Origin of the sequence: Aeromonas sp. S2(2024) (assembly GCF_041402505.1) — a bacterium.
In the GTDB taxonomy this organism is placed as follows: Bacteria; Pseudomonadota; Gammaproteobacteria; order Enterobacterales; family Aeromonadaceae; genus Aeromonas; species Aeromonas media.
In genome coordinates this window covers 53,610-77,665 of the sequence record NZ_JBGLRL010000018.1, presented here as the reverse complement: position 1 = coordinate 77,665, position 24,056 = coordinate 53,610, and the positions used below count along the sequence as shown (strand labels likewise).

General features: G+C 59.7%; 20 protein-coding genes and 3 tRNA genes. 5 read left to right on the top strand and 18 right to left on the bottom strand.

The genetic code is table 11. The annotated features are described in order from the left end of the window. Positions 1-77 precede the first annotated feature (77 nt). From rpoB to ACB039_RS16620, 11 genes are all read right to left on the bottom strand, one after another. Complete coding sequence (gene rpoB, locus ACB039_RS16670; RefSeq protein WP_025328615.1) at positions 78-4,106, bottom strand: DNA-directed RNA polymerase subunit beta; 4,029 nt, start codon at positions 4,104-4,106, stop codon at positions 78-80. A 222-nt stretch (positions 4,107-4,328) separates the two neighbouring features. After that, positions 4,329-4,691, bottom strand: a complete 363-nt coding sequence (gene rplL / locus ACB039_RS16665) for a 50S ribosomal protein L7/L12 (protein WP_025328616.1) — start codon at positions 4,689-4,691, stop codon at positions 4,329-4,331. Positions 4,692-4,742: 51 nt separating this feature from the next. Next, positions 4,743-5,243, bottom strand: a complete 501-nt coding sequence (rplJ, locus tag ACB039_RS16660) for a 50S ribosomal protein L10 (RefSeq protein ID WP_025328617.1) — start codon at positions 5,241-5,243, stop codon at positions 4,743-4,745. Positions 5,244-5,500: 257 nt separating this feature from the next. Continuing rightward, positions 5,501-6,202, bottom strand: a complete 702-nt coding sequence (rplA, locus tag ACB039_RS16655) for a 50S ribosomal protein L1 (protein WP_041206544.1) — start codon at positions 6,200-6,202, stop codon at positions 5,501-5,503. Between the two features lie 4 nt (positions 6,203-6,206). Further along, a complete protein-coding gene (rplK, locus tag ACB039_RS16650) occupies positions 6,207-6,635 on the bottom strand; it encodes a 50S ribosomal protein L11 (protein WP_016352267.1) in 429 nt (142 codons plus the stop codon). Between the two features lie 134 nt (positions 6,636-6,769). Next, on the bottom strand, positions 6,770-7,321 hold the full coding sequence (gene nusG, locus ACB039_RS16645) for a transcription termination/antitermination protein NusG (protein ID WP_005323644.1): 552 nt from the start codon (positions 7,319-7,321) through the stop codon (positions 6,770-6,772). A gap of 9 nt (positions 7,322-7,330) precedes the next feature. Further along, positions 7,331-7,702: a preprotein translocase subunit SecE gene (gene secE, locus ACB039_RS16640; protein WP_025328619.1), complete on the bottom strand. Its 372-nt coding sequence runs from the start codon at positions 7,700-7,702 to the stop codon at positions 7,331-7,333. Between the two features lie 60 nt (positions 7,703-7,762). Continuing rightward, a tRNA-Trp gene (locus ACB039_RS16635) sits at positions 7,763-7,839 on the bottom strand. 52 nt (positions 7,840-7,891) lie between these two features. Beyond that, positions 7,892-9,076, bottom strand: coding sequence for an elongation factor Tu (gene tuf, locus ACB039_RS16630; RefSeq protein WP_025328607.1), 1,185 nt, complete (start codon positions 9,074-9,076; stop codon positions 7,892-7,894). Positions 9,077-9,247: 171 nt separating this feature from the next. Beyond that, positions 9,248-9,322: transfer RNA gene (locus ACB039_RS16625), tRNA-Gly, on the bottom strand. 38 nt (positions 9,323-9,360) lie between these two features. After that, positions 9,361-9,445: transfer RNA gene (locus tag ACB039_RS16620), tRNA-Tyr, on the bottom strand. Positions 9,446-9,708: 263 nt separating this feature from the next. Here ACB039_RS16620 and coaA point away from each other — a divergent pair. Then, the gene (coaA, locus tag ACB039_RS16615) at positions 9,709-10,647 is read left to right on the top strand and encodes a type I pantothenate kinase (protein ID WP_041206545.1); all 939 of its coding nucleotides are present in this window, start codon (positions 9,709-9,711) and stop codon (positions 10,645-10,647) included. A 76-nt stretch (positions 10,648-10,723) separates the two neighbouring features. On the opposite strand, the gene birA is transcribed toward coaA, so the two are convergent. Then, positions 10,724-11,689 (bottom strand): bifunctional biotin--[acetyl-CoA-carboxylase] ligase/biotin operon repressor BirA, encoded by a 966-nt coding sequence (gene birA / locus ACB039_RS16610; RefSeq protein ID WP_161507659.1) that lies wholly within the window; start codon positions 11,687-11,689, stop codon positions 10,724-10,726. Then, the gene (murB, locus tag ACB039_RS16605; RefSeq protein ID WP_371166051.1) at positions 11,686-12,723 is read right to left on the bottom strand and encodes a UDP-N-acetylmuramate dehydrogenase; all 1,038 of its coding nucleotides are present in this window, start codon (positions 12,721-12,723) and stop codon (positions 11,686-11,688) included. Before murB ends, birA begins: the two co-directional genes overlap by 4 nt. A 124-nt stretch (positions 12,724-12,847) precedes the next feature. Here murB and ACB039_RS16600 point away from each other — a divergent pair, with 124 nt between their 5' ends. After that, positions 12,848-13,501 carry a TrkA family potassium uptake protein gene (locus tag ACB039_RS16600; protein WP_042650608.1) on the top strand — a complete coding sequence of 218 codons (654 nt, stop codon included), beginning with the start codon at positions 12,848-12,850 and terminating at the stop codon, positions 13,499-13,501. After that, positions 13,498-14,853, top strand: a complete 1,356-nt coding sequence (locus ACB039_RS16595) for a TrkH family potassium uptake protein (protein WP_005332659.1) — start codon at positions 13,498-13,500, stop codon at positions 14,851-14,853. The genes ACB039_RS16600 and ACB039_RS16595 overlap by 4 nt, the downstream gene beginning before the upstream one ends. Before the next feature lie 78 nt (positions 14,854-14,931). Here ACB039_RS16595 and ACB039_RS16590 read toward each other — a convergent pair whose 3' ends face one another. Continuing rightward, positions 14,932-16,905 (bottom strand): DNA topoisomerase III, encoded by a 1,974-nt coding sequence (locus ACB039_RS16590; protein ID WP_371166050.1) that lies wholly within the window; start codon positions 16,903-16,905, stop codon positions 14,932-14,934. A 321-nt stretch (positions 16,906-17,226) separates the two neighbouring features. Between ACB039_RS16590 and ACB039_RS16585 the strand changes: the two genes are divergently transcribed. Both ACB039_RS16585 and torA read left to right on the top strand, forming a co-directional pair. Then, positions 17,227-18,357 carry a NapC/NirT family cytochrome c gene (locus ACB039_RS16585; RefSeq protein WP_182787279.1) on the top strand — a complete coding sequence of 377 codons (1,131 nt, stop codon included), beginning with the start codon at positions 17,227-17,229 and terminating at the stop codon, positions 18,355-18,357. Positions 18,358-18,379: 22 nt separating this feature from the next. Further along, positions 18,380-20,860, top strand: coding sequence for a trimethylamine-N-oxide reductase TorA (torA, locus tag ACB039_RS16580; RefSeq protein ID WP_182787277.1), 2,481 nt, complete (start codon positions 18,380-18,382; stop codon positions 20,858-20,860). A gap of 105 nt (positions 20,861-20,965) precedes the next feature. Here the strand turns inward: torA and ACB039_RS16575 are convergent, their stop codons facing one another. From ACB039_RS16575 to ACB039_RS16560, 4 genes are all read right to left on the bottom strand, one after another. Beyond that, on the bottom strand, positions 20,966-21,427 hold the full coding sequence (locus ACB039_RS16575; protein WP_005332664.1) for a hypothetical protein: 462 nt from the start codon (positions 21,425-21,427) through the stop codon (positions 20,966-20,968). Between the two features lie 123 nt (positions 21,428-21,550). After that, entirely contained in the window at positions 21,551-22,900 is a 1,350-nt protein-coding gene (locus tag ACB039_RS16570) for a sensor histidine kinase (RefSeq protein ID WP_005332665.1), read from the bottom strand. Between the two features lie 31 nt (positions 22,901-22,931). Next, the gene (locus ACB039_RS16565) at positions 22,932-23,588 is read right to left on the bottom strand and encodes a response regulator transcription factor (RefSeq protein ID WP_005332666.1); all 657 of its coding nucleotides are present in this window, start codon (positions 23,586-23,588) and stop codon (positions 22,932-22,934) included. A gap of 81 nt (positions 23,589-23,669) precedes the next feature. Next, the gene (locus ACB039_RS16560) at positions 23,670-24,002 is read right to left on the bottom strand and encodes a PepSY domain-containing protein (RefSeq protein ID WP_042650602.1); all 333 of its coding nucleotides are present in this window, start codon (positions 24,000-24,002) and stop codon (positions 23,670-23,672) included. Positions 24,003-24,056 lie beyond the last annotated feature (54 nt).

Here is a 24,056-nt window from a genome sequence, read left to right as displayed (position 1 = left end):
CAGGAGTCTAACCTCGGCGCCCTGCTGCCAAAGCAGCAGGGCGCCCACGTCAATTCTCGAACAATAAGAGCGAGCTCTTACTCTTCGTCCAGCTCGATGTTGATACCCAGAGAGCGGATTTCCTTCAACAGTACGTTGAAGGATTCGGGCATGCCCGGCTCCATACGGTGGTCGCCATCCACGATGTTCTTGTACATCTTGGTACGGCCATTCACATCGTCAGACTTGACGGTCAGCATTTCCTGCAGGGTATATGCCGCACCGTAAGCCTCCAGGGCCCACACTTCCATCTCACCGAACCGCTGACCACCGAACTGTGCCTTACCACCCAGCGGCTGCTGGGTAACCAGGCTGTAGGAGCCGGTAGAACGCGCGTGCATCTTGTCGTCTACCAAGTGGTTCAGCTTCAGCATGTACATGTAACCCACGGTGACCTTGCGCTCGAAGGCGTTGCCGGTACGACCGTCGAACAGGGAGATCTGACCGGATTCCGGCAGATCGGCCAGCTTCAGCAAGGCCTTGATTTCGCGCTCTTTGGCACCATCAAAGACAGGTGTAGCAACCGGCAGACCCTTACGCAGGTTACCCGCAAGGGTACGTACGTCGTCATCAGACAGCTCGGCGATGTTCACTTGCTGGGTGTCTTTCTCGCCCAGGTCGTAGACCTGTTGCAGGAAGTCACGCATCTCGTGCAGCTCGCGCTGATCCTTGATCATGCGGTCGATCTTCTCGCCTATACCCTTGGCCGCGAGGCCCAGGTGCACTTCGAGGATCTGACCGATGTTCATACGGGACGGTACACCCAACGGGTTCAGTACGATGTCGACCGGACGGCCGAACTCGTCATGGGGCATGTCCTCGACCGGACAGATCTTGGAGATAACACCCTTGTTACCGTGACGGCCCGCCATCTTGTCACCCGGTTGGATGCGACGCTTGACTGCCAGGTAAACCTTGACGATTTTCAGTACGCCCGGCGCCAGATCATCACCCTGGATAATCTTGCGACGTTTGTTCTCGAACTTCTTGTCGAAGTCGGCTTTCAGCTCGATGTGCTGTTCGGCGATCTGCTCCAGCTCGATCTGCTTGGCTTCATCTTCGATGGCCAATTCAAACCACTTGGAACGATCCAGCTTGTTCAGACGATCTTCGCTGTAACCGGCGGCCAGCAGCAGGTTGCGGGAGCGGCCGAAGATGCCGTCTTCCAGGATCTTGAACTCTTCGGTCAAGTCCTTCTTCGCTTCCTTCAACTGCATCTCTTCGATTTCTTTGGCGCGCTTGTCTTTTTCCACGCCATCGCGGGTAAAGACTTGCACGTCAACCACGGTACCGTACACACCGTTCGGCACACGCAGGGAGGAGTCCTTCACATCGGAGGCCTTCTCACCGAAGATGGCGCGCAGCAGCTTCTCTTCCGGCGTCAGCTGGGTTTCACCCTTGGGTGTTACCTTGCCGACCAGGATGTCGCCGCCCTTCACTTCGGCACCCACGTAGACGATACCGGACTCGTCCAGCTTGGACAGAGCGGCTTCACCCACGTTCGGGATGTCGGCAGTGATCTCTTCCGGACCCAGCTTGGTGTCACGGGAGATACAGGCCAGTTCCTGGATGTGGATGGTGGTCAGGCGATCTTCCTGTACCACGCGCTCATTCACCAGGATCGAGTCTTCGAAGTTGTAACCGTTCCACGGCATGAAGGCGACGCGCAGGTTTTGGCCCAGCGCCAGTTCGCCCAGGTCGGTAGACGGGCCGTCAGCCAGCACGTCGCCCGCCATCACCGGCTCACCCAACATCACGCAAGGACGCTGGTTGATACAGGTGTTCTGGTTGGAACGGGTGTACTTGGTCAGGCTGTAGATGTCGATGCCGGCTTCGCCAGGCAGCAGCTCATCTTCATTGACCTTGATCACGATACGGGAGGCGTCGACGTAGTCGATCATGCCGCCACGCTTGGCCACTACGGTAACACCGGAGTCAACGGCCACGGCGCGTTCCATACCGGTACCTACCAGCGGCTTGTCGGCACGCAGAGTCGGTACGGCCTGACGTTGCATGTTCGAACCCATCAGGGCTCGGTTAGCATCATCGTGTTCCAGGAACGGGATCAGGGCCGCTGCCACAGATACGATCTGTTGCGGGCTCACGTCCATGTACTGGATCTGGTCGGCGTTCATAAAGGTGGATTCACCCTTGTGACGGCACGGGATCAACTCGTCTTTCAGACGGCCATCTTCGGTGGTCGCGGCGTTGGCCTGTGCGATCACGTACTTGCCTTCTTCAATGGCTGACAGGTAGTCCACTTCGTCGGTGATCACACCGTCGATGACCTTGCGGTACGGGGTCTCGAGGAAACCGTACTCGTTGGTGCGGGAATACACGGACAGCGAGTTGATCAGACCGATGTTCGGACCTTCCGGAGTCTCGATGGGGCACAGACGACCGTAGTGAGTCGGGTGTACATCTCGAACTTCGAAGCCGGCACGCTCACGGGTCAGACCGCCCGGGCCCAGCGCGGAAATACGACGCTTGTGGGTCACTTCGGACAGCGGGTTGTTCTGGTCCATGAACTGGGACAGCTGGCTGGAACCGAAGAACTCTTTGACCGCGGCGGAGATCGGCTTGGCGTTGATCAGATCCTGCGGCATCAGGGTGTCCAGGTCGCCCAGGGAGAGACGCTCCTTGACCGCACGCTCGACACGCACCAGACCGACGCGGAACTGGTTTTCTGCCATTTCACCGACAGAACGGATACGACGGTTACCCAGGTGGTCGATATCATCCACCTCGTCATTGCCGTTACGGATGTCGATCAGGCGTTTCATGACTTCGACGATGTCGTCTTTGGTCAGCACGCCAACGCCGGTCTCGTCTTCACGACCCAGACGGCGGTTGAACTTCATCCGACCCACGGTAGACAGGTCGTAACGCTCGGAAGAGAAGAACAGGTTCTCGAACAGCTGCTCTGCCGCTTCGCGGGTGGGCGGCTCGCCCGGACGCATCATGCGGTAGATCTCGACCAGAGCTTCCAGGCGGCTGGAGCTGGAGTCGATGCGCAGGGTCTCGGACATGTAGGCACCGTGATCCAGTTCGTTGGTGAACAGAACCTCGAAGTGCTTGAAGCCGGCTTGGGACAGATTGGCTACCGCTTCCAGGCTCAGAGCCTGGTTGGCAGTCACGACCATTTCGCCAGTTTGCGGGTGCGCGTAGTTCTTGGCTGCAACTTTGCCAACAACGTACTCTACCGGCACCTCGATCTGGGTGATGGCGTCTTTTTCCAACTGACGGATATGACGGGCAGTGACACGACGACCGGTCTCAACCACCACGGCGCCATTGGCAATGATGTCGAAGGTCGCAGTCTCACCACGCAGGCGCTCGGGCACCAGATCCATCATCAACTTGCCATCTTTGACCTCGAAACCAATGGTCTCGAAGAAGGTGGCCAGGATTTCTTCGGAACTGAAGTCCAGGGCGCGCAGAATAATGGAGGCCGGCAGTTTACGACGACGGTCGATACGGACAAACAGGTTGTCTTTCGCATCGAACTCGAAGTCCAGCCAGGAGCCACGGTAGGGGATAACGCGGGCGTTATACAGTACCTTACCGGATGAATGTGTTTTGCCTTTATCGTGGTCGAAGAAGACGCCCGGGCTGCGGTGCAGCTGGGAGACGATAACCCGTTCGGTACCATTGATGACAAAGGTGCCATTCTCGGTCATGAGCGGAATTTCGCCCATGTATACTTCTTGTTCCTTGATATCTTTGACGGTGCCGGCAGCTGCTTCACGGTCGTACAGAACCATACGAAGCTTGACACGCAGCGGCGCGGAGTAGGTCACTCCACGGATCTGGCATTCTTTTACGTCAAATACCGGCTCACCCAGGCGATAGCTGACATACTGAAGCTCAGCACTACCGGAGTAACTGGTGATCGGGAAAACGCTACGGAAAGCGGCCTCTAGGCCATATTCACCTTCCGGGTCAGCCTCGATGAACTGCTTGAAGGAGTCCAGCTGAATGGACAACAGATAAGGCGTGTCCAGTACCTGGTCTCGCTTACCGAAGTCCTTACGAATGCGTTTTTTTTCGGTATAAGAGTAAACCATAGGGTTCCTCAGCTCGCTGATAAGTGACCCACTCTGTCCCGCGGGACAGCTCTGTCTCAACACCGTTTTGTGTTGGCCCGGACGATGAGGCGGTCCGGATTGCTGGTGCACCGAGAGTCGTAAACGGTGTGAAATGCTCTCAGTCTACAGCGCAAAAAGGCTGGTGAACAAACATTCACCAGCCCTAGCCTGTTTTATCAGGCTAATCTACATAAATGCAGATTATTTGATCTCAACAGAAGCACCGGCAGCTTCCAGCTCTTTCTTCAGAGCTTCAGCTTCGTCTTTGGAGACGGCTTCTTTCAGGTTGGTCGGAGCGGCTTCTACCAGGTCCTTGGCTTCTTTCAGGCCCAGGCCGGTGGCAGCACGAACGGCCTTGATGACGGCAACTTTGTTGGCGCCAGCAGCAGTCAGAACTACGTCGAACTCGGTCTTCTCTTCTACTGCTTCAGCGGCCGGACCGGCAGCTACAGCAACAGCGGCAGAAACACCGAACTTCTCTTCCATTGCTTCGATCAGCTCAACAACTTCCATTACGGACATGGAAGCAACGGCTTCGATGATTTGGTCTTTAGTGATAGACATGACAAAAATTCCTGATGTTGAATAAACTCAAACAGCCTAAATAGGCGAGAATCAAGCAGCAGCTTGTTTCTGGTCGCGAACAGCAGCGATAGTACGAACCAGCTTGCCAGCAGAGGCTTCCTTCATGGTAGCCATCAACTTCGCAATTGCTTCGTCGTAAGTCGGCAGCGTGGCCAGACGATCAATTTGTGCTGCGGCGATAAACTCACCGTTAAAAGCGCCAGCCTTGATTTCGAACTTTTGGTTCGCTTTGGCAAACTCTTTGAACAGACGAGCGGCGGCGCCCGGGTGTTCGTTAGAGAAAGCAATCAAGGTAGGACCAGTCAATACGTCGTTCAGGCAACCGAATTCGGTGCCCTCTACCGCGCGACGCAGCAGGGTGTTACGCACAACGCGCATGTACACACCGGCTTCACGAGCGGATTTACGCAGGACGGTCATCTTGTCAACAGTCACACCGCGAGAATCGGCTACAACTGCAGACAGAGCGCCTTTGGCAGCTTCGTTGACTTCAGCAACAATTGCCTTTTTGTCTTCGAGTCCCAATGCCATTGGCTTAACTCCTGGATTGAATCTGAGTCTCATGACTCAGTACTGACACATCCCCCCTACCTTCACAACAGAGGGGAACGATGCGGTAGCAGGATTCCAGAAGAGAAAGAAAACTTTCTCGCTGGGTTTCCGGCACCGTCTACGCAGGAAAAATTAAGGCCTTGCAGCCACCTGCGGTCTTGGACGGAGGTCGAAACCCCCAACCAATCAAGGCGCAAAATTATAGATTAAATTTTGCGCCTTGTAAAATCCATCAATTAGCCCTGAGCTTCCAAAGAAGCTTGGTCTACGGCAACACCGGCACCCATGGTGGTGGAGATGCTGACTTTCTTGATGAAGATGCCTTTGGCGGAAGAGGGTTTGCCCTTTTTCAGAGCAACCAGCAGAGCTTCCAAGTTTTCTTTCAGCTGAACTTCGTTGAAAGAAACCTTACCCAGAGTGGTATGGATGATACCATTCTTGTCATTGCGGTAACGAACCTGACCGGCTTTAGCATTCTTCACAGCTTCAGCAACGTTCGGGGTTACGGTACCCACTTTCGGGTTAGGCATCAGGCCGCGCGGGCCCAGGATCTGGCCCAGTTGACCAACAACGCGCATGGCATCCGGGGATGCGATAACGACGTCGAAGTTCATCTCGCCTTTCTTGACCAGCTCGGCCAGGTCATCCATACCAACCAACTCAGCACCGGCAGCCTTGGCGGCTTCGGCGTTGGCGCCCTGGGTGAATACGGCGACACGGATGTCACGACCGGTACCGTGCGGCAGTACAGTAGCACCACGTACGTTCTGGTCAGATTTACGAGCATCGATACCCAGGTTAACGGCAACGTCAACGCTTTCAACGAACTTGGCGGTAGCCAGTTCTTTCAGCAGGGCAATGGCTTCGTTGATGGAGTACTCTTTGGTACCGTCAACTTTTTCGCGAATAACGCGCATACGCTTGGAAAGTTTTGCCATTGTCTTAATCCTCCACTACCAGGCCCATGGAACGAGCGGAGCCTGCGATGCAACGTACTTTTGCATCCAGATCGGCACCAGTCATATCCGGCTCTTTGGTCTTGGCGATTTCTTGCAGCTGAGCAACAGTCACCTTACCAACCTTGTCTTTGTTCGGCTTGGCGGAACCAGACTGGATACCAGCGGCTTTCTTCAGCAGGAAGGACGCAGGCGGAGTCTTGGTTTCGAAGGTGAAGGAACGGTCGCTGTAAACGGTGATCACGACCGGAGTCGGTGAACCTTTTTCCAGCTTTTCTGTACGAGCGTTGAACGCCTTACAGAATTCCATGATGTTCACACCGTGCTGACCCAGAGCAGGACCAACGGGAGGGCTGGGGTTAGCACTGCCAGCCTTAACTTGCAGCTTGATATAAGCTGTGACTTTCTTAGCCATTACGAAAATACCTCAAAAATGGGTTCTAGCGCCTCGGAGACACGCTCCTGCAAACGGCTCCCCAACAAATAAAGGGGCAGCGAATTATAGAGATAATCGCTGCCCCTGACAACCGTTAAACGTACAGAGTTTAATCAGCCCTTTTCGACCTGACCAAAATCCAGTTCTACCGGCGTTGAGCGACCGAAGATCAATACGGAGACCTTCACGCGGCTCTTCTCGTAGTCCACTTCTTCAACGGTACCGTTGAAGTCAGCGAACGGACCATCGGCAACCCGCACCATTTCACCCGGTTCAAACAGGGTTTTCGGACGCGGCTTGTCGTGGGCATCTTGCAGACGATTGAGGATGGCATCCGCTTCCTTATCGGAGATAGGAGCAGGACGATCGGAGGTGCCACCGATGAAGCCCATGACCCGTGGTACATTGCGTACCAGGTGCCATGTGGTCTCGTCCATCATCATCTGGACCAGGACATAACCCGGGAAAAATTTGCGCTCACTCTTGCGCTTCTGGCCGGCACGCATCTCGACCACTTCTTCGGTCGGGACCAGCACTTCGCCAAACAGCTCTTCCATGCCATGCATCTTGATATGTTCACGCAGGGATTTGGCAACCCGGCCTTCATAACCGGAAAATGCCTGCACGACATACCATCTCATACGTTGTTCACGTTGTTCAGTCATGGCTTTTCCTTACACACCGGTAATCAGGTTGACCAACCAAACCAAGGCACCGTCCAGAACGAACAGCAACAGCCCCATCACGGCGGTCACCGCCAGCACAATCAGGGTTGTCTGAATGGCTTCCTGACGGGTTGGCCAAACGACCTTGCGGACTTCCAGGCGCGACTCACGAGCAAAAGCCAGTGTTGCCTTGCCCTTGGTGGTTTGCAGGGCTACTGCACCTGCAGCAGCGATGACAACGACCACACCCAGGGCGCGGACGGCTGCGACAACATCGGTGAGCAGGTAATTACCCACTACAGCGGCCGCCAGGATGATGAAAACCAGGCCCCAAAGAAGGGTATCCTTGCTTCCGCCCTGTCCCTCAGAACTAACACTCATACAACCCACCTGTATCTGACGTAACCAAAGACACAAAAGCCCCGTACGAGACGAGGTATATGGCAGGGGCGGCAGGACTCGAACCCGCAACCATCGGTTTTGGAGACCGCTGTTCTACCAATTCGAACTACGCCCCTGCATAAGAAAGCCCCTATTATAGGGGCTTTGCTTTATTTATGTAAGCCAAGATTAAGCGATAACTTTGGCTACAACACCAGCACCTACGGTACGGCCGCCTTCACGGATAGCGAAACGCAGGCCGTCGTCCATCGCGATCGGCGCGATCAAGGTAACAACCATTTTGATGTTGTCGCCTGGCATGACCATCTCTACGCCTTCCGGCAGTTCGATGGTACCGGTCACGTCGGTAGTACGGAAGTAGAACTGCGGACGGTAGCCCTTGAAGAACGGGGTATGACGACCACCTTCTTCTTTGGACAGCACGTACACTTCAGATTCGAACTTGGTGTGCGGCTTGATGGAGCCCGGCTTGGCCAGTACCTGACCACGCTCAACTTCTTCACGCTTCACGCCACGCAGCAGGGCGCCAACGTTCTCACCGGCACGACCTTCGTCCAGCAGTTTGCGGAACATTTCAACACCGGTACAGGTGGTAGAAACGGTGTCTTTGATACCGACGATTTCAACGGTCTCGCCAACCTTGACGATACCGCGCTCTACACGACCGGTTACTACGGTACCACGGCCAGCGATGGAGAAGACGTCTTCGATAGGCATCAGGAACGGCTGGTCAATGGCACGCTCCGGCTCCGGGATGTAGGTATCCAGGTGGTGAGCCAGCTCGATGATCTTCTCTTCCCATGCAGCGTCGCCTTCCAGCGCTTTCAGCGCGGAACCACGCACTACCGGCAGGTCATCACCCGGGAAGTCGTACTCGGTCAGCAGTTCACGAACTTCCATCTCGACCAGTTCGAGCAGCTCTTCGTCGTCTACCATGTCGCACTTGTTCATGAACACGATCATGTACGGGATACCAACCTGGCGGCCCAGCAGGATGTGCTCACGAGTTTGCGGCATCGGGCCGTCAGTCGCGGCTACTACCAAGATCGCGCCGTCCATCTGGGCAGCACCGGTGATCATGTTCTTAACGTAGTCGGCGTGACCCGGGCAATCTACGTGGGCGTAGTGACGGATCGCGGTGTCGTATTCTACGTGGGAGGTGTTGATGGTGATACCACGCTCACGCTCTTCCGGCGCCTTGTCGATCTGGTCGAAGGCGAAAGCTTTACCACCGAAGTGCTTGGCCAGCACGTTGGTGATGGCGGCGGTCAGGGTGGTTTTACCGTGGTCAACGTGGCCGATGGTACCCACGTTAACGTGCGGTTTATTACGCTCAAATTTTTCTTTAGACATGATCGTCCCTCTAAACTAACGCTGAGTACGCGGTGGCAAGCTAACCACAGAACAGTTTATATGATGGATTTGAATCAGGGGGACAGAGAGGATGGTGCTGGCAGGCAGGTTCGATTGCCGAACTCACCCTAGGGTGTGGCTTTCAGAATTACCTGAGCCATATCAGCATCTTGGAGCGGGCAGCGGGAATCGAACCCGCATCATCAGCTTGGAAGGCTGAGGTAATAGCCATTATACGATGCCCGCATTTCTCTAACCCAAAGAACTCAAACCGCAGAGAAATATGGTGGAGGGAGAAGGATTCGAACCTTCGAAGGCAGAGCCGTCAGATTTACAGTCTGATCCCTTTGGCCGCTCGGGAACCCCTCCGATTGCACGAATGCCACAACGGTAATTCTGCTTGCACCCGTTGTTTTTGTCGCTTTTGCTGGGCAAATAGACGACAGACATCCAAGCGTCGCGCATTTTATGGTAAGGATTTTGGGGATGCAACCATTGCGCCCTGCAAAATGTGCATTATTGCCGGGATCTATGCAAAAAAACGCTCCTCCTCCGTCCCAACCGGACGCGTCCCTTGTCGCTCCCGATCCCTTGGTGTATGGTCGCCCTGCCCAAGAAACAGTGATGACACCATGACGACAGAGCATAACCCCTATTTGCAATTCACCCGCGAACAATGGGCGTTATTGCGCGATGCGGTCCCCCTGACCCTGACAGAGACGGACCTGCACACCCTGCGTGGCATCAACGAGAAGGTGTCATTGCGCGAGGTGGAAGAGATCTATCTGCCCCTTTCCCGTCTGCTCAATCTCTACGTCAAGGCCAAGCAGCGCCGCAGTCGGGTGCTGGAGCAGTTTCTCGGCCAGTCCCGTGGCAAGGGCACCTATATCATCAGCATCGCCGGCAGCGTGGCAGGGGGAAAGAGCACCACGGCCCGCATCCTGCAAGCATTGCTGGAACGCTGGCCCGAACACCCGCGGGTAGAACTGGTTACCACGGATGGCTTCCTTTATCCCAACAAGGAGCTGGAAGAGCGTGGGCTGATGCGCCGCAAGGGTTTTCCGGAATCCTACGACATCCGCCATCTGGTGGAGTTTGTCGCCAACATCCGTGCAGGTCACGAGAAGGTCGAGGCCCCCGTCTATTCTCACCTCATCTACGACATCCTGCCCGATGAGAAGAAGGTGGTGGAACAGCCGGACATCCTGATCCTGGAGGGGCTCAACGTGCTGCAGAGCGGCATGGATTACCCCCAGGATCCCCACAGAGTCTTCGTGTCGGATTTTGTCGACTTCTCCATCTATGTGGACGCCGACGCCGAGCTGCTGCGCGCCTGGTACATCGATCGCTTCCTCAAGTTCCGCAGCGGCGCCTTCTCGGATCCGGACTCCTACTTCCACCACTATGCCAAGCTGGCGGAAAGCGAGGCGACCGAGATTGCCAGCAACATATGGCAAGACATCAACTATCTGAATCTGCAAGAGAACATCTTGCCGACCCGGGAGCGAGCCAACCTGATCCTGACCAAGGGACAGGAGCACGCCATTGAGCAGATCAAGCTGCGCAAGTAATCGCAGCGGCCGACGGATAACGAAGAGGGGGCCCGCAGGCCCCCTCTTCTATTGGATTCTCATGAGCTGATCTCGCTCAATCCCCCCGGCGCAGGGAGATCTCCCCTCCCAGATAGACCTTGATCCCCTCGTCCGTCTCCAGCCGCAGGGCACCACGATCGTCGATGCCCCGGGCTATGCCGCGGATCACCTGCTCCCCCATCAGCAACTTCACCGGTTGGCCGGCAAAGTAGTCGAGCCGATTCCAGCTTTCGACGAAGCTCGCCAGACCACTCTGCTCGAAAGTCTGCATGGCCGCTTGCAGATGCAGGAGTACGCAGGCCGCCAACTGGTTGCGATCCACCAGTTCGGGCTGAACGTGGCGCAGCTCTGACCAGGCCTGATCGATCTTCTCTCCCTGCTGACTCGGCATCGCCAGATTGAGGCCAATGCCGATCACCAGATGGCAGCTGGCGCCGGCGCTGCCGCTCATCTCTACCAGTATGCCCGCCAGCTTGCGGCCCTGGTAATAGAGGTCGTTCGGCCACTTGAGCTCCACCCCGGGGTAACCGAGGGATTCCAGCGCCTCCACCACGGCCACCCCCACCGCCAGGCTCAGCCCCATGGCCGCCGCCATGCCCTGCTCAAGCCGCCAGTACATGCTGAGGATCAGCTGACAGCCGAAGGGGGAGACCCAGGGCTTGCCACGGCGCCCTCGACCGGCGGTCTGGCACTCCGCCAGGCAACTTTCGCCGGAGCTCAGCTGGTTGACCCGCTCAAACAGATACTGATTGGTGGAGTCGATCACCGAGAAGCAGTGCACCGGCGCCATGGGGGCCAGGGCCTGCAGCTGCGCCTCGTCATAGAGTGCCATGGGAACTGCCAGGCGGTACCCCTTGCCGGTCAGGCTGAACAAATCCAGCCCGAGCTCCTTGAGGGCGGTCATGTGCTTGCTCACCGCAGCCCGGCTGATGCCAAGCTGCTCCCCCAGCTGTTCGCCGGAATGAAACTGGCCGTCGCTCAGCAAGGTGATCAGGGTCTGTCTGACGGGGGTGAGGGTCATGCCAGCACCTCGTCCAGCCAGGTCTCGCCGGTGAGCCCCATGAAACGTACTTCGTGCTCCAACACCACGCCGAACTTGTGCTCAACGCTGTCACGCACATGGGCCGCCAAGGCGATGAGCTCCATGGCGCTGGCGCCCCCGAGGTTGACCAGCACCAGCGCCTGCTCCTGATGGACGGCGGCGCGGCCGATGGCAAAGCCCTTGAGCCCGCACTGATCGATGAGCCAGCCCGCCGCCAGCTTGGCCTGCCCCTCCCCGGCCGGGTAGCAGGGAATGTGCGGGAATTGCTGCTTGAGCTGGTCGGCCTGCGCCGTCGTCACCACCGGGTTCTTGAAGAAGCTGCCGGCATTGCCGAGCACGGCCGGATCCGGCAGCTTGGCCATGCGGGTGGCACAGACGGTGTCGAAGATAGCCTGCGCCGAAGGCTGCTCACCGAGCGCGGCCAGCGGGCCATAACCCGCCACTGGCTGCCAGGCCTTGGGCAGGCGCAAGCCAACGGCGGTGATGAAGTGGGAGTCCTGATAATCGTGCTTGAAGATGCTGTCGCGATAGCCGAACCGGCAGTCGGCCGCCGCGATGCGCTCCACCTCGCCGCTCTGCCAGTTGAATGCCTCCACATAGGCACAGAAATGGGCCAGCTCGACCCCGTAGGCGCCTATGTTCTGCACCGGGGCCGCACCGACGGTACCCGGGATCAGCGCCAGATTCTCCAGCCCGTGCCAACCCTGTTGCAGGGCATGGCGCACCAGCTGGTGCCACTCCTCCCCCGCCGCCACGTGCAGCAACCAGTGGCTGCCGTCATCCTGCAGTTCGATGCCTTTCATTCGGTTGAGCACAACCAGACCGGAAAAATCATTGCAGAACAAGATGTTGCTCCCACCACCCAGCACCAGGCGTGGCAGGGCACTCAACTCCGGATTGGCCCGCAACTGGCAGAGATCATCCAACTTGGCTACTTCGGCAAGCCAGAGGCAGTGTGCGTCCAAGCCCAGGGTATTGAGGGCCGACAGGGGGGCATGGGGAGTGAGTTTCATCTGCGTGTTCCGACAAGGGCAAGGGCGCAGTTTACCCCAGATCCCCGGGACGAAAAACCCGGGTACTGTTCGGACTCAAACCGCTGGAGTAGAGTAGCCCCTTCAGTCCGTTGAGGAAGCATGAATGAACAATCAATTCGCCGTCATCGGCCTCGGCCTGTTCGGCAGCGCACTGTGTGAAGAGCTGCAGTTGCAGAATGCCGAGGTGCTGGCCATCGATATCGACGAGAGCAAGACCCGTCAGATCGCAACCCTGTGCAACCACGTCATCGTCGCCGATGCCACCGATGAGGCCACGGTCGCCGAGCTGGGACTGGCCAACTTCGACATCGTCTTCGTGGCCATCGGCGACAACCTCGAGACCAGCATTCTCACCACGCTGGTGCTGAAAGAAGCGGGAGTGAAGAAGGTGTGGGTCAAGGCGCGCGACAAGTTCCACGCCAAGATCCTGCAGAAGGTGGGGGCCGACAAGGTAATCAACCCGGAGTGGGACATGGGCCGCCGGGTCGCCCAGAGCATGCTGGACAACCGCCTGTTTGACTACCTGGAGCTGGGGCACGAGATGGTGCTGACCGAGTTCGTGATCGGCCTGCAACAGAATGGTCGCACCCTGGCCGATCTCAATCTGCTGCAACAGAACGACTTCCAGTTGCTGGCCATCAAGCGCGGCGAGGTATTGCACAACGTGCTGACCGGCAAGATGGAGCTGCAACTCGGTGACATCCTGATCCTCGCCGGCAACAAGCACGCCATCGATCACTGGCTCGACACCCTATGATCAACTGGCGCAGCAACTACGCCTTTGCCCTGCATCGGGATACCGAGTCCCGCTGGAGTGAAGCCAGGCTGATCCTGGGCAGCTTTCTCATCATCCTCCTGATCGGAACCCTGTTTCTGGTGCAGCCCTCGAGTCACAAGGGCGAGGTCACCTTCATCAATGCCCTGTTCACCGCGACCTCGGCCATCAGTGTGACCGGTCTCGGGGTAGTGGATACCGGCACCGCCTTTACCCTGCAAGGGCAGATCATCCTGCTGATACTGATGGAGATAGGGGGCCTGGGCCAGATGACCATGACACTGCTGCTCATCGCCATGTTCAGCAAGCGGGTCGGCCTGCGCCAGCAGATACTGGCGAAGGAGGCGCTGGGCCAGGAGGGATCGGTCAACATCATCCAGCTGGTGAAGCGCATCGTGCTGTTCGCGCTGATAGCCCAACTGATCGGCACCGCCATCATGGCCATTCGCTGGGTACCGGAGATGGGCTGGGGCCATGGTCTCTACGTCAGCTTTTTCCATGCGGTCTCGGCCTTCAACAACGCCGGCTTCTCGCTGTTTGCCAACAACCTCATCGACTACAGAGACGACCCCATCATCAGCCTGACCATACCGGCCCTGCTCATCCTCGGCGGGATAGGTTTTACCGTCATCGTCGATCTTGTGCGCAACCATCGCTGGCGCAAGCTGAAGCTGCACAGCAAGCTGATGCTGCTGATGACCCCCGCCCTGCTGCTGCTGGGCACCCTGATGTTCTGGCTGCTGGAGCACAACAATCCCGCCACGCTCGGCAACGCCGGGCCCGGTGGCCAACTGCTGGCGGCCTTCTTCCAGTCGGCCACGGCGCGCACGGCCGGCTTCAACACGGTGGACATCGGCCAGATGGTGCCGGCCTCCCTGCTGTTCATGATGATGTTGATGTTCATCGGTGCCGGTGCCACCTCGACGGGGGGCGGTATCAAGGTCACCACCTTCGCCGTGGTGTTGCTGGCCACCAGGGCCTTCCTGACCAAACGACCCCATGTCACCGCGTTTGGCCGTACCCTGTCGCCCCAGATAGTGACCCGTTCACTCGCCATCATCATCGTCAGCGTCATGGTATTGATGCTGGCCATGTTCCTGTTGATGCTCACGGAGTCGCAACCCTTCGACAAGATCATGTTCGAAACCGTCTCGGCCTTTGCCACCGTCGGCCTCTCGACCGGCATCACCGCCTCCCTGAGCGAGCCGGGCAAGCTCATCCTGGTGCTGGTAATGATCTGCGGCCGTCTCGGCCCGCTGACCCTGGCCATCATGCTCTCCAGACCGAGCGAGACCCGGATCCGCTACCCGGAAGAGAACGTCTACACCGGCTAACAGGCAGCCAAGTAGAGAGAGGGGCCAATGGCCCCTCTCTCTTTACCGCCGCAACTAACCGCCAAGCACTCAGATCGCTCATGCCGCCTTGCTTCTGGCCGGGCGCTTGCCAGCCCCCTTGCGGGGCGCCGCACCAACCCCATTGACAGCCGCACTCTTGCGACGGGTAAAGCGCCGCTTGTTGGCCCCCGGCACCTCCTTGGGCAGGGCGCTGAAGCTGGCTCCCGAATCCTGTCTGGCCCCTTCGATCAAGGCGCTCAATTGATCCGTCAGCGGCCCCATAAATTGCTGGTAACCGGTTTGACGCTCGGCGATCCGACCCAGGTGTTGCTCCCACAGCGCCGTCATGTCCGGCGTGGTGGCGGTGGCGGGCAGCGCCAGGATCAGGGCCCGTCCGGTCGGGGTCGCCTTGATGCTCTTGCCCTGCCGCACCAGGAAGCGCCGCTTGAACAGCAGGTCTATGATGCCAGCCCGGGTTGCCTCGGTGCCCAGGCCATCGGTCTCGCGCAGGATCTTGCGGATCTCGGGATCCTGCACATGACGGGCTATGCCCGTCATGGCAGCCAGCAGGGTGGCATCGGTGAATGCCTTGGGTGCCTGGGTCATCTTCTCCAGCAGCTCGCCCCGCTCGCACAACAGTTGCTCCCCTTCTCGCAACGCAGGCAGGGTACCGGCCTCCTCCTCATCGTCCTCTTCGACCCCGAGCAGCGCCTTCCAGCCCGCCTTGAGGATGCGCCGGGCCTTGGCCTGGAACAGGCCGCCCGCGATACGCAGCAACACCCGGCTGTCGTTGTACTCGAACGGGGGATAGAACTGCAGCAGGTACTGGCGGGCGACCAGGCCATAGAGCTTGCCCTCGTCGGCGGAGAGGCTCGCCAGGTTGCCATGTTTCTCGGTGGGGATGATGGCGTGATGGGCATCCACCTTGCCGTCATTCCACGCCTTGCTGCGGATCTTGCCGTCCGCCTCGGCCACGGCGCTGGCCAGCGTCGGGGCCGTAGCGGCGATGGCATCCCGCACCTGGGGCGCCCTGTTGAAGTGATCGCTTGGCAGATAACGGCTGTCGGATCTGGGGTAGGTGATGAGCTTGTGGCGCTCGTAGAGGCTCTGGCAGACATCCAGCACCCGTTTAGCATCCATGCCAAACCGCTTGGCGGCATCGATCTGCAGGCTGGAGAGGTTGTAAGGCAGTGGCGCCGCCTGTTTCCGGGCTTGCTCTTCCACCTCCTCCACCTGGGCTGGCTGGTTCTTGATGCGCTCAACCACCTTGGCGGCCAGTGCCCGGTTGAGCACCCGTCCCTCCTCGTCCTGCCAGGGCGCACAGGCCTCGGAAGGCAGCCACTTGGCGCTGAACCCCTCGTTGCGCTCCGTCATCACATGGGCCAGTACCTCGTAGAAGGGTTTGGGCACGAAGGCGTCTATCTCGAGATCCCGCCGCACCACCAGCCCCAGCAGCGGCGTCTGCACCCGACCGACCGACAGCAGCTCGCTGCAGCCGGCCTTGCGCCCAAGCAGGGTGTAGGCGCGGGTCATGTTGATGCCATAGAGCCAGTCTGCGCGGCTGCGGGCCAGCGCCGACACCGCCAGCGGCACGAACTCCTTGTTGTCCCGCAGCTTGTCGAGGGCGCGGCGCACCGCGGGAGGATTGAGATCACTGATGAGGCAGCGCTGCACCGGCTTGGTCTTGGGATAGCCGAGGAAGTCGATCACCTCGTCCACCAGCAGCTGCCCTTCCCTGTCCGGGTCACCGGCATTGACCACGCAGTCGGCCTGCTTGATGAGCCGCTTGATCACGGCAAGCTGGCTCTTGGTCTTGGGCTTGGCCACCAGCTGCCACTGGGCAGGAACGATGGGAAGGTGCTCCATCCGCCACTGCTTGTAGGTGGTGTCATAAGCATCGGGCTCCGCCTGCTCCAGCAGGTGGCCGATACACCAGGTCACTACGTCTCCCTGTGCCGTCTCGATGAAACCCTCACCCTTCTTGTGAGGCTTGGGTAGAACATCGGCGATGGCACGGCCAAGGCTGGGCTTTTCGGCGATAAAGAGTCGCATGACGGAGACACCTGAATACTGTATATGCGAACAGTATACATTGCTCCCTCCACAAACCCCAAATCCTGCGGCGGGCCATATGACAGGAGCACGCCAGGGCCTGGACTGGCGTTCAACCTTTCCCCGCCTGAGCCTGGTTCAGTGCGGACCTGAGCTCATCTCGAGATTGGATTTTGATTTAAATTCACATAATGAACATTAGGAGAAATTTAAATCCATAAGTTGCACCATATCAAAATATAAACCATGACTGAGGTCAATCTCTCGAGTCTCAAGACTACTACTATATTGGTAATATCCGATTCGAAGGACACCGCCACCATGCTTGGAAAAATGTTGAGAAAGACCTGGTTCTGGCTCCTGCTGCTTGGAGCCCTGCTGGGCGTCGCGGCACTGGGAGTGACAGTCACAGTGCTGCACAAGACCAGCTCCACCGAATTTTGCGTCTCCTGCCACTCCATGCAGACACCGCTCGCCGAGTATCAGGGCAGCGTCCACTTCCAGAATGTGAAGGGGATCCGCGCAGAGTGCGCCGACTGCCACATTCCCAATGAGCCAGCCTCCTACCTCTGGACCAAGATCCGCGCCGTGAAGGACATCTATCACGAGGCGATCGGCACGCTCGACACTCCCGAAAAATACGAAGCCCACAAGCTGCGCATGGCCCAGACGGTCTGGGATCAGCTCAAGGCCAATGACTCCGCCACCTGCCGCAGCTGCCACAGCTACGTCGCCATGGACATTCTGGCCCAGCGCCCCAACGCCCGCACCGAACACCCGGTCGCCATCAAGGAGGGGCAGACCTGCATCGACTGTCACCGTGGTGTCGCCCACATCATGCCCGACATGAGCGAGCTGGCAGCCGCCGGCGCGAGCGAACTGGCCGCCGCCGCCGCCCAGACTCCGGCCAGCGTCACCACCCGTTACGCCATCGCCACCACGCCCCTGTTCCTCGATGCCAAGGCCACCACGGACGAGGGTACCCTGATGCCGTCGACCCAGGTCGAGGTCCTGGCCAACGACAACGGCCGCGCCCAGGTGCAGATCGAGGGCTGGCAGCAGGACGGCGTGAGCGAGGTGTTCTACGCCGCCCCCGGCAAGCGCATCCTGAGCGTGCTGGTCGGCGATGCCGCCAAGCAGGCACTGATCACCAGCAAGAGCGAGACCGACGGCGCCACCAACCTCACCTGGCACCAGGTCAAGCTGACCGCCTGGGTGGATCAGGCCCAGCTCATCGGCGATCAGGGCAAGCTGTGGCAATACGCCTCCACCCTGATGTCCAACAACTGTACCGGCTGCCACGGCCTGACCGCGCTGGATCACTTCAATGCCAACCAGTGGATCGGCGTCATCAAGGGCATGGAGTCCCGCACCTCCCTCACCCCGGAGCAGGCGCGCATGCTGACCCAATACGTGCAGAAACACGCCAGTGACATGAGCGCGGCACACTGAGGCTGGAACAGAGGAATTCGATATGACTTTTTTCAATGATCAACAGACCAATCTGTCCCGCCGCAGCCTGCTCAAGGGCCTGGGGGCCTGCGCCGCCCTGCCCCTGCTTGGTGCCCTGTTCCCGAAGCACGCCCTGGCCCAGGCCATCAGCACAGCGCTGGAGCAGTTCCCCACCCTGGTCCCCGCCCAGAAGGGCATACTGACCGGCGCCCACTGGGGAGCCTTCGAGGCCATCGTCGCCGATGGCCGCATGGTGCGGGTCCAGCCGGTGGCCGACGATCCGGCACCGAATGACCTCATCGACATGGCGCCCTTCCAGGTCCATGCCAAGAACCGCATCAAGTACCCCATGGTGCGCAAGAGCTGGCTGGAGCACGGACCGGGCGCCAAACCCGAGCTGCGCGGCGCCGACGAGTGGGTGCGGGTGAGCTGGGAGCAAGCCATCGAACTGGTGGCCGGTGAAATCCAGCGAGTCCAGCGCGACGTCGGCCCGCAGGCGATCCACGCCGGTTCCTATGGCTGGAAGAGTGTGGGCATGTTCCACAACAGCCGCACCCTGCTACATAGGTTGATGAACCTCAGTGGCGGCTTCACCGGCTATGCCGGTGACTACTCCACAGGTGCGGCCCAGGTGATCATGTCCCACGTGATGGGCTCCATCGAGGTATACGAACAGCAGACCGCCTGGCCCAACGTGGTCGAACACGCCGAACTGGTGGTGCTCTGGGGGGTCAACGCTCAGGTCACCCTGAAGAACAGCTGGAACATGCCGGATCACGAGGGTCAGGCAGGCTTCAAGGCACTGAAAGAGAAAGGCACCCGGGTCATCAGCATCGATCCCGTCTACAACGAGACCGCCAAGCTGGCCAACGCCGAGTGGATTGCGCCGAACGCCTACACAGACGTGGCCATGATGCTGGGGGTGGCCCACACCCTCTATAGCGAGAAGAAGCACGATCAGGCCTTCCTCGATCGCTACGCCGTCGGCTTCGACAAGTTCCTCGCCTACCTGCTTGGCCAGGACGACGGCCAGCCTAAGAGCGCCGAGTGGGCGAGCAGCGTCTGCGGCGTCGAGGCCAAGGTGATTCGCCAGCTGGCTCTCGACATGGCAGCCAAGCGCACCATGATCATGGCTGGCTGGGGCATGCAGAGACAGCACCACGGGGAGCAGCCGAACTGGATGCTGGTCACCCTGGCGGCCATGTTGGGTCAAATCGGCCTGCCGGGCGGCGGTTACGGCTTCAGCTACCACTACTCTTCCGGTGGCAGCCCCACCGCCAAGGGGGGGATCCTGGCGGGTATCTCCGCCGGCAACGCGCCCAAGAACAGCCCGGCCCCCATTCCGGTGGCCCGCATCGCCGACTGTCTCGCCAATCCGGGCAAGACCATCGACTTCAACGGTCGCAAGGTGACCTATCCGGACATCAAGCTGGTCTATGTGGCGGGCGGCAACCCCTTCCACCACCATCAGGACACCAACAACTTGCTCCAGGCCTGGCGCAAGCCGCAGACCGTGATAGTCCACGAGCCCTACTGGACCGCCACCGCCAAGCACGCCGACATAGTGCTGCCGGTCACCACCAGCTACGAGCGCAACGATCTGGAGATGGGGGGCGACTACTCCCAGCGCTATGTGTTCCCCATGCATCAGTGTGTGCCGCCCCAGCACGAGGCCCGCAACGACTTCGACATCTTCAGCGCCATCGCCGCCAAGCTGGGCCTGCAAGAGGCCTATACCGAGGGCAAGGACGAGATGCTGTGGCTCAAGCAGATGTACGACGGCATGGCCGCCCAGGCCCGGGGTGCCCGGGTCGCGCTGCCGCCGTTCAGCATGTTCTGGGAATCCAACAACTACATCCGTTTCCCGATCCCCGAGGCGAACCGCCAGTGGATCCGTCACGCCGATTTTCGCGAGAACCCGCTGCTCAACCCGCTCGGTACCCCGTCCGGCAAGATAGAGATCTTCTCCAACACGGTGGCGGGCATGAACTATGCCGATTGCGCCGGTCATGCCAAATGGTTTGAGCCCAAGGAGTGGATCAAGAGCGAGGTAGCCGCGCGCTATCCGCTGTCGCTCAACACCTCACACCCGACCCAGCGGCTGCACTCCCAGCTGGACAACACCCCGCTGCGGGACAAGTTCGCCATCGCCGATCGAGAGGCCATCCTGATCCACCCGGACGACGCCAAGGCACGCGGCATCCAGGATGGGGATCTGGTGCGCGCCTTCAACGATCGCGGCCAGATCCTGGTGGGGGCGCTGCTCTCGAAAGACATTCGCCCCGGCGTGGTGCGGATCTGCGAAGGAGCCTGGTTTGATCCGGCCAAACCGGGCGAGGTGGGCGCCATCTGCAAGAACGGCAACGTCAACTGCCTGACCTTCGACGAGGGCTCTTCCAGCCTGGCGCAAGGCAACTGCGGCCACATGGCCCAGCTGCAGATCGAGAAATACAGCGGACCAGATCTCGTCAACACCGCCCATGAGGTACCGGTCAACGCCTGAGTGATCGATTGACCAACCAAAACGGCGCCCTCGAGGCGCCGTTTTTTATTGCTGATAGTGAGTCCTTCAACTGCACATTCCACCCTGGGTGACCGGTGACGTGGCTTAGAAATCGCCCTCCACCATGTACTCTTCAGCACACTCCACCAACTGTGGCCAGAGATCTTCCGGCACCCAGGCCTCGGGGTCATCCTCGTCCCCATCATACTGGGTCCAGAAGAAGGCGCGCAGACCACTCGCGAAGTCGTCGCTGATCTCGGCCAGCTCCGAGAGCGGCCCCAGCCAGGCGATGCGACGCAGGCCCGAGGCGAGATCGTTGATGGCATCCATCAGGGTGCGATCGTCCTGACTCTGCTCCACCAGCAGGGTGAAGCGCTCGCGGGCGCTCTCGGTCTGATCCTCATCCAGTTCGCCCACATCGGCCAACAGATCGACAAAGTCCTCCAGCAAGAACTCGATCAGGGACTCCCTGTCCTCAAACCACTGGATCTGGGCCCCCTTGGTACCCAGCACGGAGGCATCGAACGAATCATCGAGATGGCACAGCGCCCATGGATCGTCAGTCATTGCTACCCTTCCTACCGCTTGAAATAAGGACCATATCTTATGCCTGGTGCGTCCCCCACGCTACCTCGGAGGACGAGACAGGCCCGAGCGTCCCAAGATGGAACCAAACCGCCCATTGGGGCGCTAACCGTCGACCCTGGCCACCTTGGGCAGGGAAAGCGAGGCGGCCAGCCCGCCCAGCTCGGCACGCCCCATGATGAGGCTGCCACGATAGGCTTCGGCCAGGTCTGACACTATGTTGAGGCCGAGCCCGGAGCCCGGCACCTTCTCGTCGAGGCGCACCCCGCGCAGCACCGCCTTGGCGATCTGATCCTCGCTCATGCCGGGGCCGTCGTCCTCGATACGCAGGGTGATCCAGCCCCCCAGCTCGGCGCTGGAGATGCGCAGCTCGCTGGCCGACCATTTGAAGGCGTTCTCCAGCAGGTTGCCCACCATCTCGTCGAAGTCCTGCTCCTCCACCCCGACCGCCAGGTTGGCTGGCACCTGCAGGTCCACCGTCTTGCCCGGGTAGAGCCGGGAAAAGGCACGGCAGATGTACTCCACCCGTGCCCGCACCGGGGTCGAGACCCCGAGGATCTTGGCGGCCCCGGTGACCCGCGCCTTGCCGAGGTGATAATCGATGTGGCGCTGGATCTTATCGAGCTGCTCGCCGATGGCGGCCTGATCCTCGGGGGGCAGCTGGGCCACCTGATTGCGCATGATGCTGAGCGGTGTCTTGAGGGCGTGAGCCAGGTTGCCGGTGTGAGAGCGGGCTCGCTGCAACAGCTCACCGTAGTGGTGCAGCAGACGGTTGATGTCTTCCACCAGCGGCTGGATCTCCAGCGGATAGCGCAGCCTGAACCCCTCCTGATGACCCTGATGGACCCGGCCCAACTCGCGGCGCAGCAGGTGGAGCGGCCGCAGGCCGTAGACGATCTGGAACATGAAGCCCAGCACCAAACCGGCGGCCGCAAAGCCGAGACCGAGGAAGAGGCTGATCCGGGTCTTCTTCAGGGTCTGGGTCAGGGCACTGCTGTCCTTGGCCATCACCAGGGTAAACACCTTGTCAGAGCCCGGCAGCAGCACAGTGCGGGTCATGATCAGCAGGGGCTCCTTGTTGGGCCCCTTGCCGACGAAGAGATCCGGATCCCCGAAGGCCGACTTCAGGCCGTGGGCGCTCAGGTGCACATCCCACAGGGAGCGGGATCGGCTGACCACGGCATCCCCCAGCTCAAGCTGCCAGTAATAGCCGGAATAGGGTTGGCGGAAACGGGGGTCCGCCATGGGCTCGGTGACGACGGGCAGGCCGTCGGGCTGGATCTCGAGACGGGAGAGCAGATCGTAGAGCTGCAACCGCAGGCCGTCGGCTTCCGCCTCCTGCCAATAGTTGCGCATCATGGTCTGTAGGCTGAAACCGGTGGCGAACAGGAAGAGCCCGCACCAGACGAGGGCGATGACCACCAGCCGTCCCCGCAGGGTACGTACCAGCCTCATTCAGCCCACCCGGCCATCGGTTGCGATGGCGTCATTCGTTGATCCGGTAGCCGAGGCCGCGCACCGTCTCGATCAGATCGGCGTGGGTCTTCTTGCGGATCCGGCCGATGAACACCTCGACCGTGTTGGAGTCGCGATCAAAATCCTGGGCATAGATGTGATCGATCAGCTCGCTGCGCGACACCACCTTGCCCCTGTGCTGCATCAGGTAACCCAGCACCCGGAACTCGTGGGCGGTGAGCTTGATGGGGGTTCCTTCGTACCATACCTGAGACGCCGCCATGTCGAGCCGTACCCCGCCAATCTCGAGGATGGAGCTGGCGTTGCCCGCCGCCCGGCGCACCAGCGCCTGTACCCGTGCCACCAGCTCGGCGACCTGGAACGGCTTGGTGAGGTAGTCATCGGCACCGGCGTTGAGCCCCTCAATCTTCTCGTGCAACTGACCGCGGGCGGTCAGCACCAGCACAGGGGTGTCCATCCCCTTGCTGCGCCACTCCTTGAGCACGCTCAGACCATCGCGACCCGGCAGGCCGAGATCCAGAATGATGGCATCATAGGGCTCGGTCTCGCCGAGAAAACCCGCCTCGTTGCCATCGTGGCAGAGATCGGTCACAAATCCGGACAGGCGCAGCTGTTCCGCCAGCTGGCCTGCCAGGATCTTTTCATCTTCAACTATCAGAATTCGCATAAATGGGTATCCAAAGCAGAGTTGCGCCTGTACCGGCGGCGATTGGGGGACGAATCATCAGGGCGGGGAACATCCGGTTGATCACTCCTCTTCCGGGGGCGGGCGAGGCTCGAACAGGCGTTCCAGGTGATGGCCCTTGAGCCACACCATCTCCAGGTTGTCGGCGCGATAGCCTACCTTGATGACGCTGTTCTCGTCGTCGATGAGCCGAAGCTCATAGAGCCAGACCCCGTCCTCCTCCCCCAGATCGACGCGCAGTACGCGCACCGGCAGGCGGGAAGCCACCTCCATCAGCTCATGAAAAGGCCGGATCCGCCCCTCGCTGACCGCCTGTTGCAGCAAGGCCTCGTTCGGCTGGGCCGACTGGACCAGCATCGGCAGCAGCAATCCCAGCAGGGGCAGCGCGCTATTCATGGGTGATTCATCTCTCAAAACCTAACATAATGCCGTTTATAGTGTGCCAGCCAT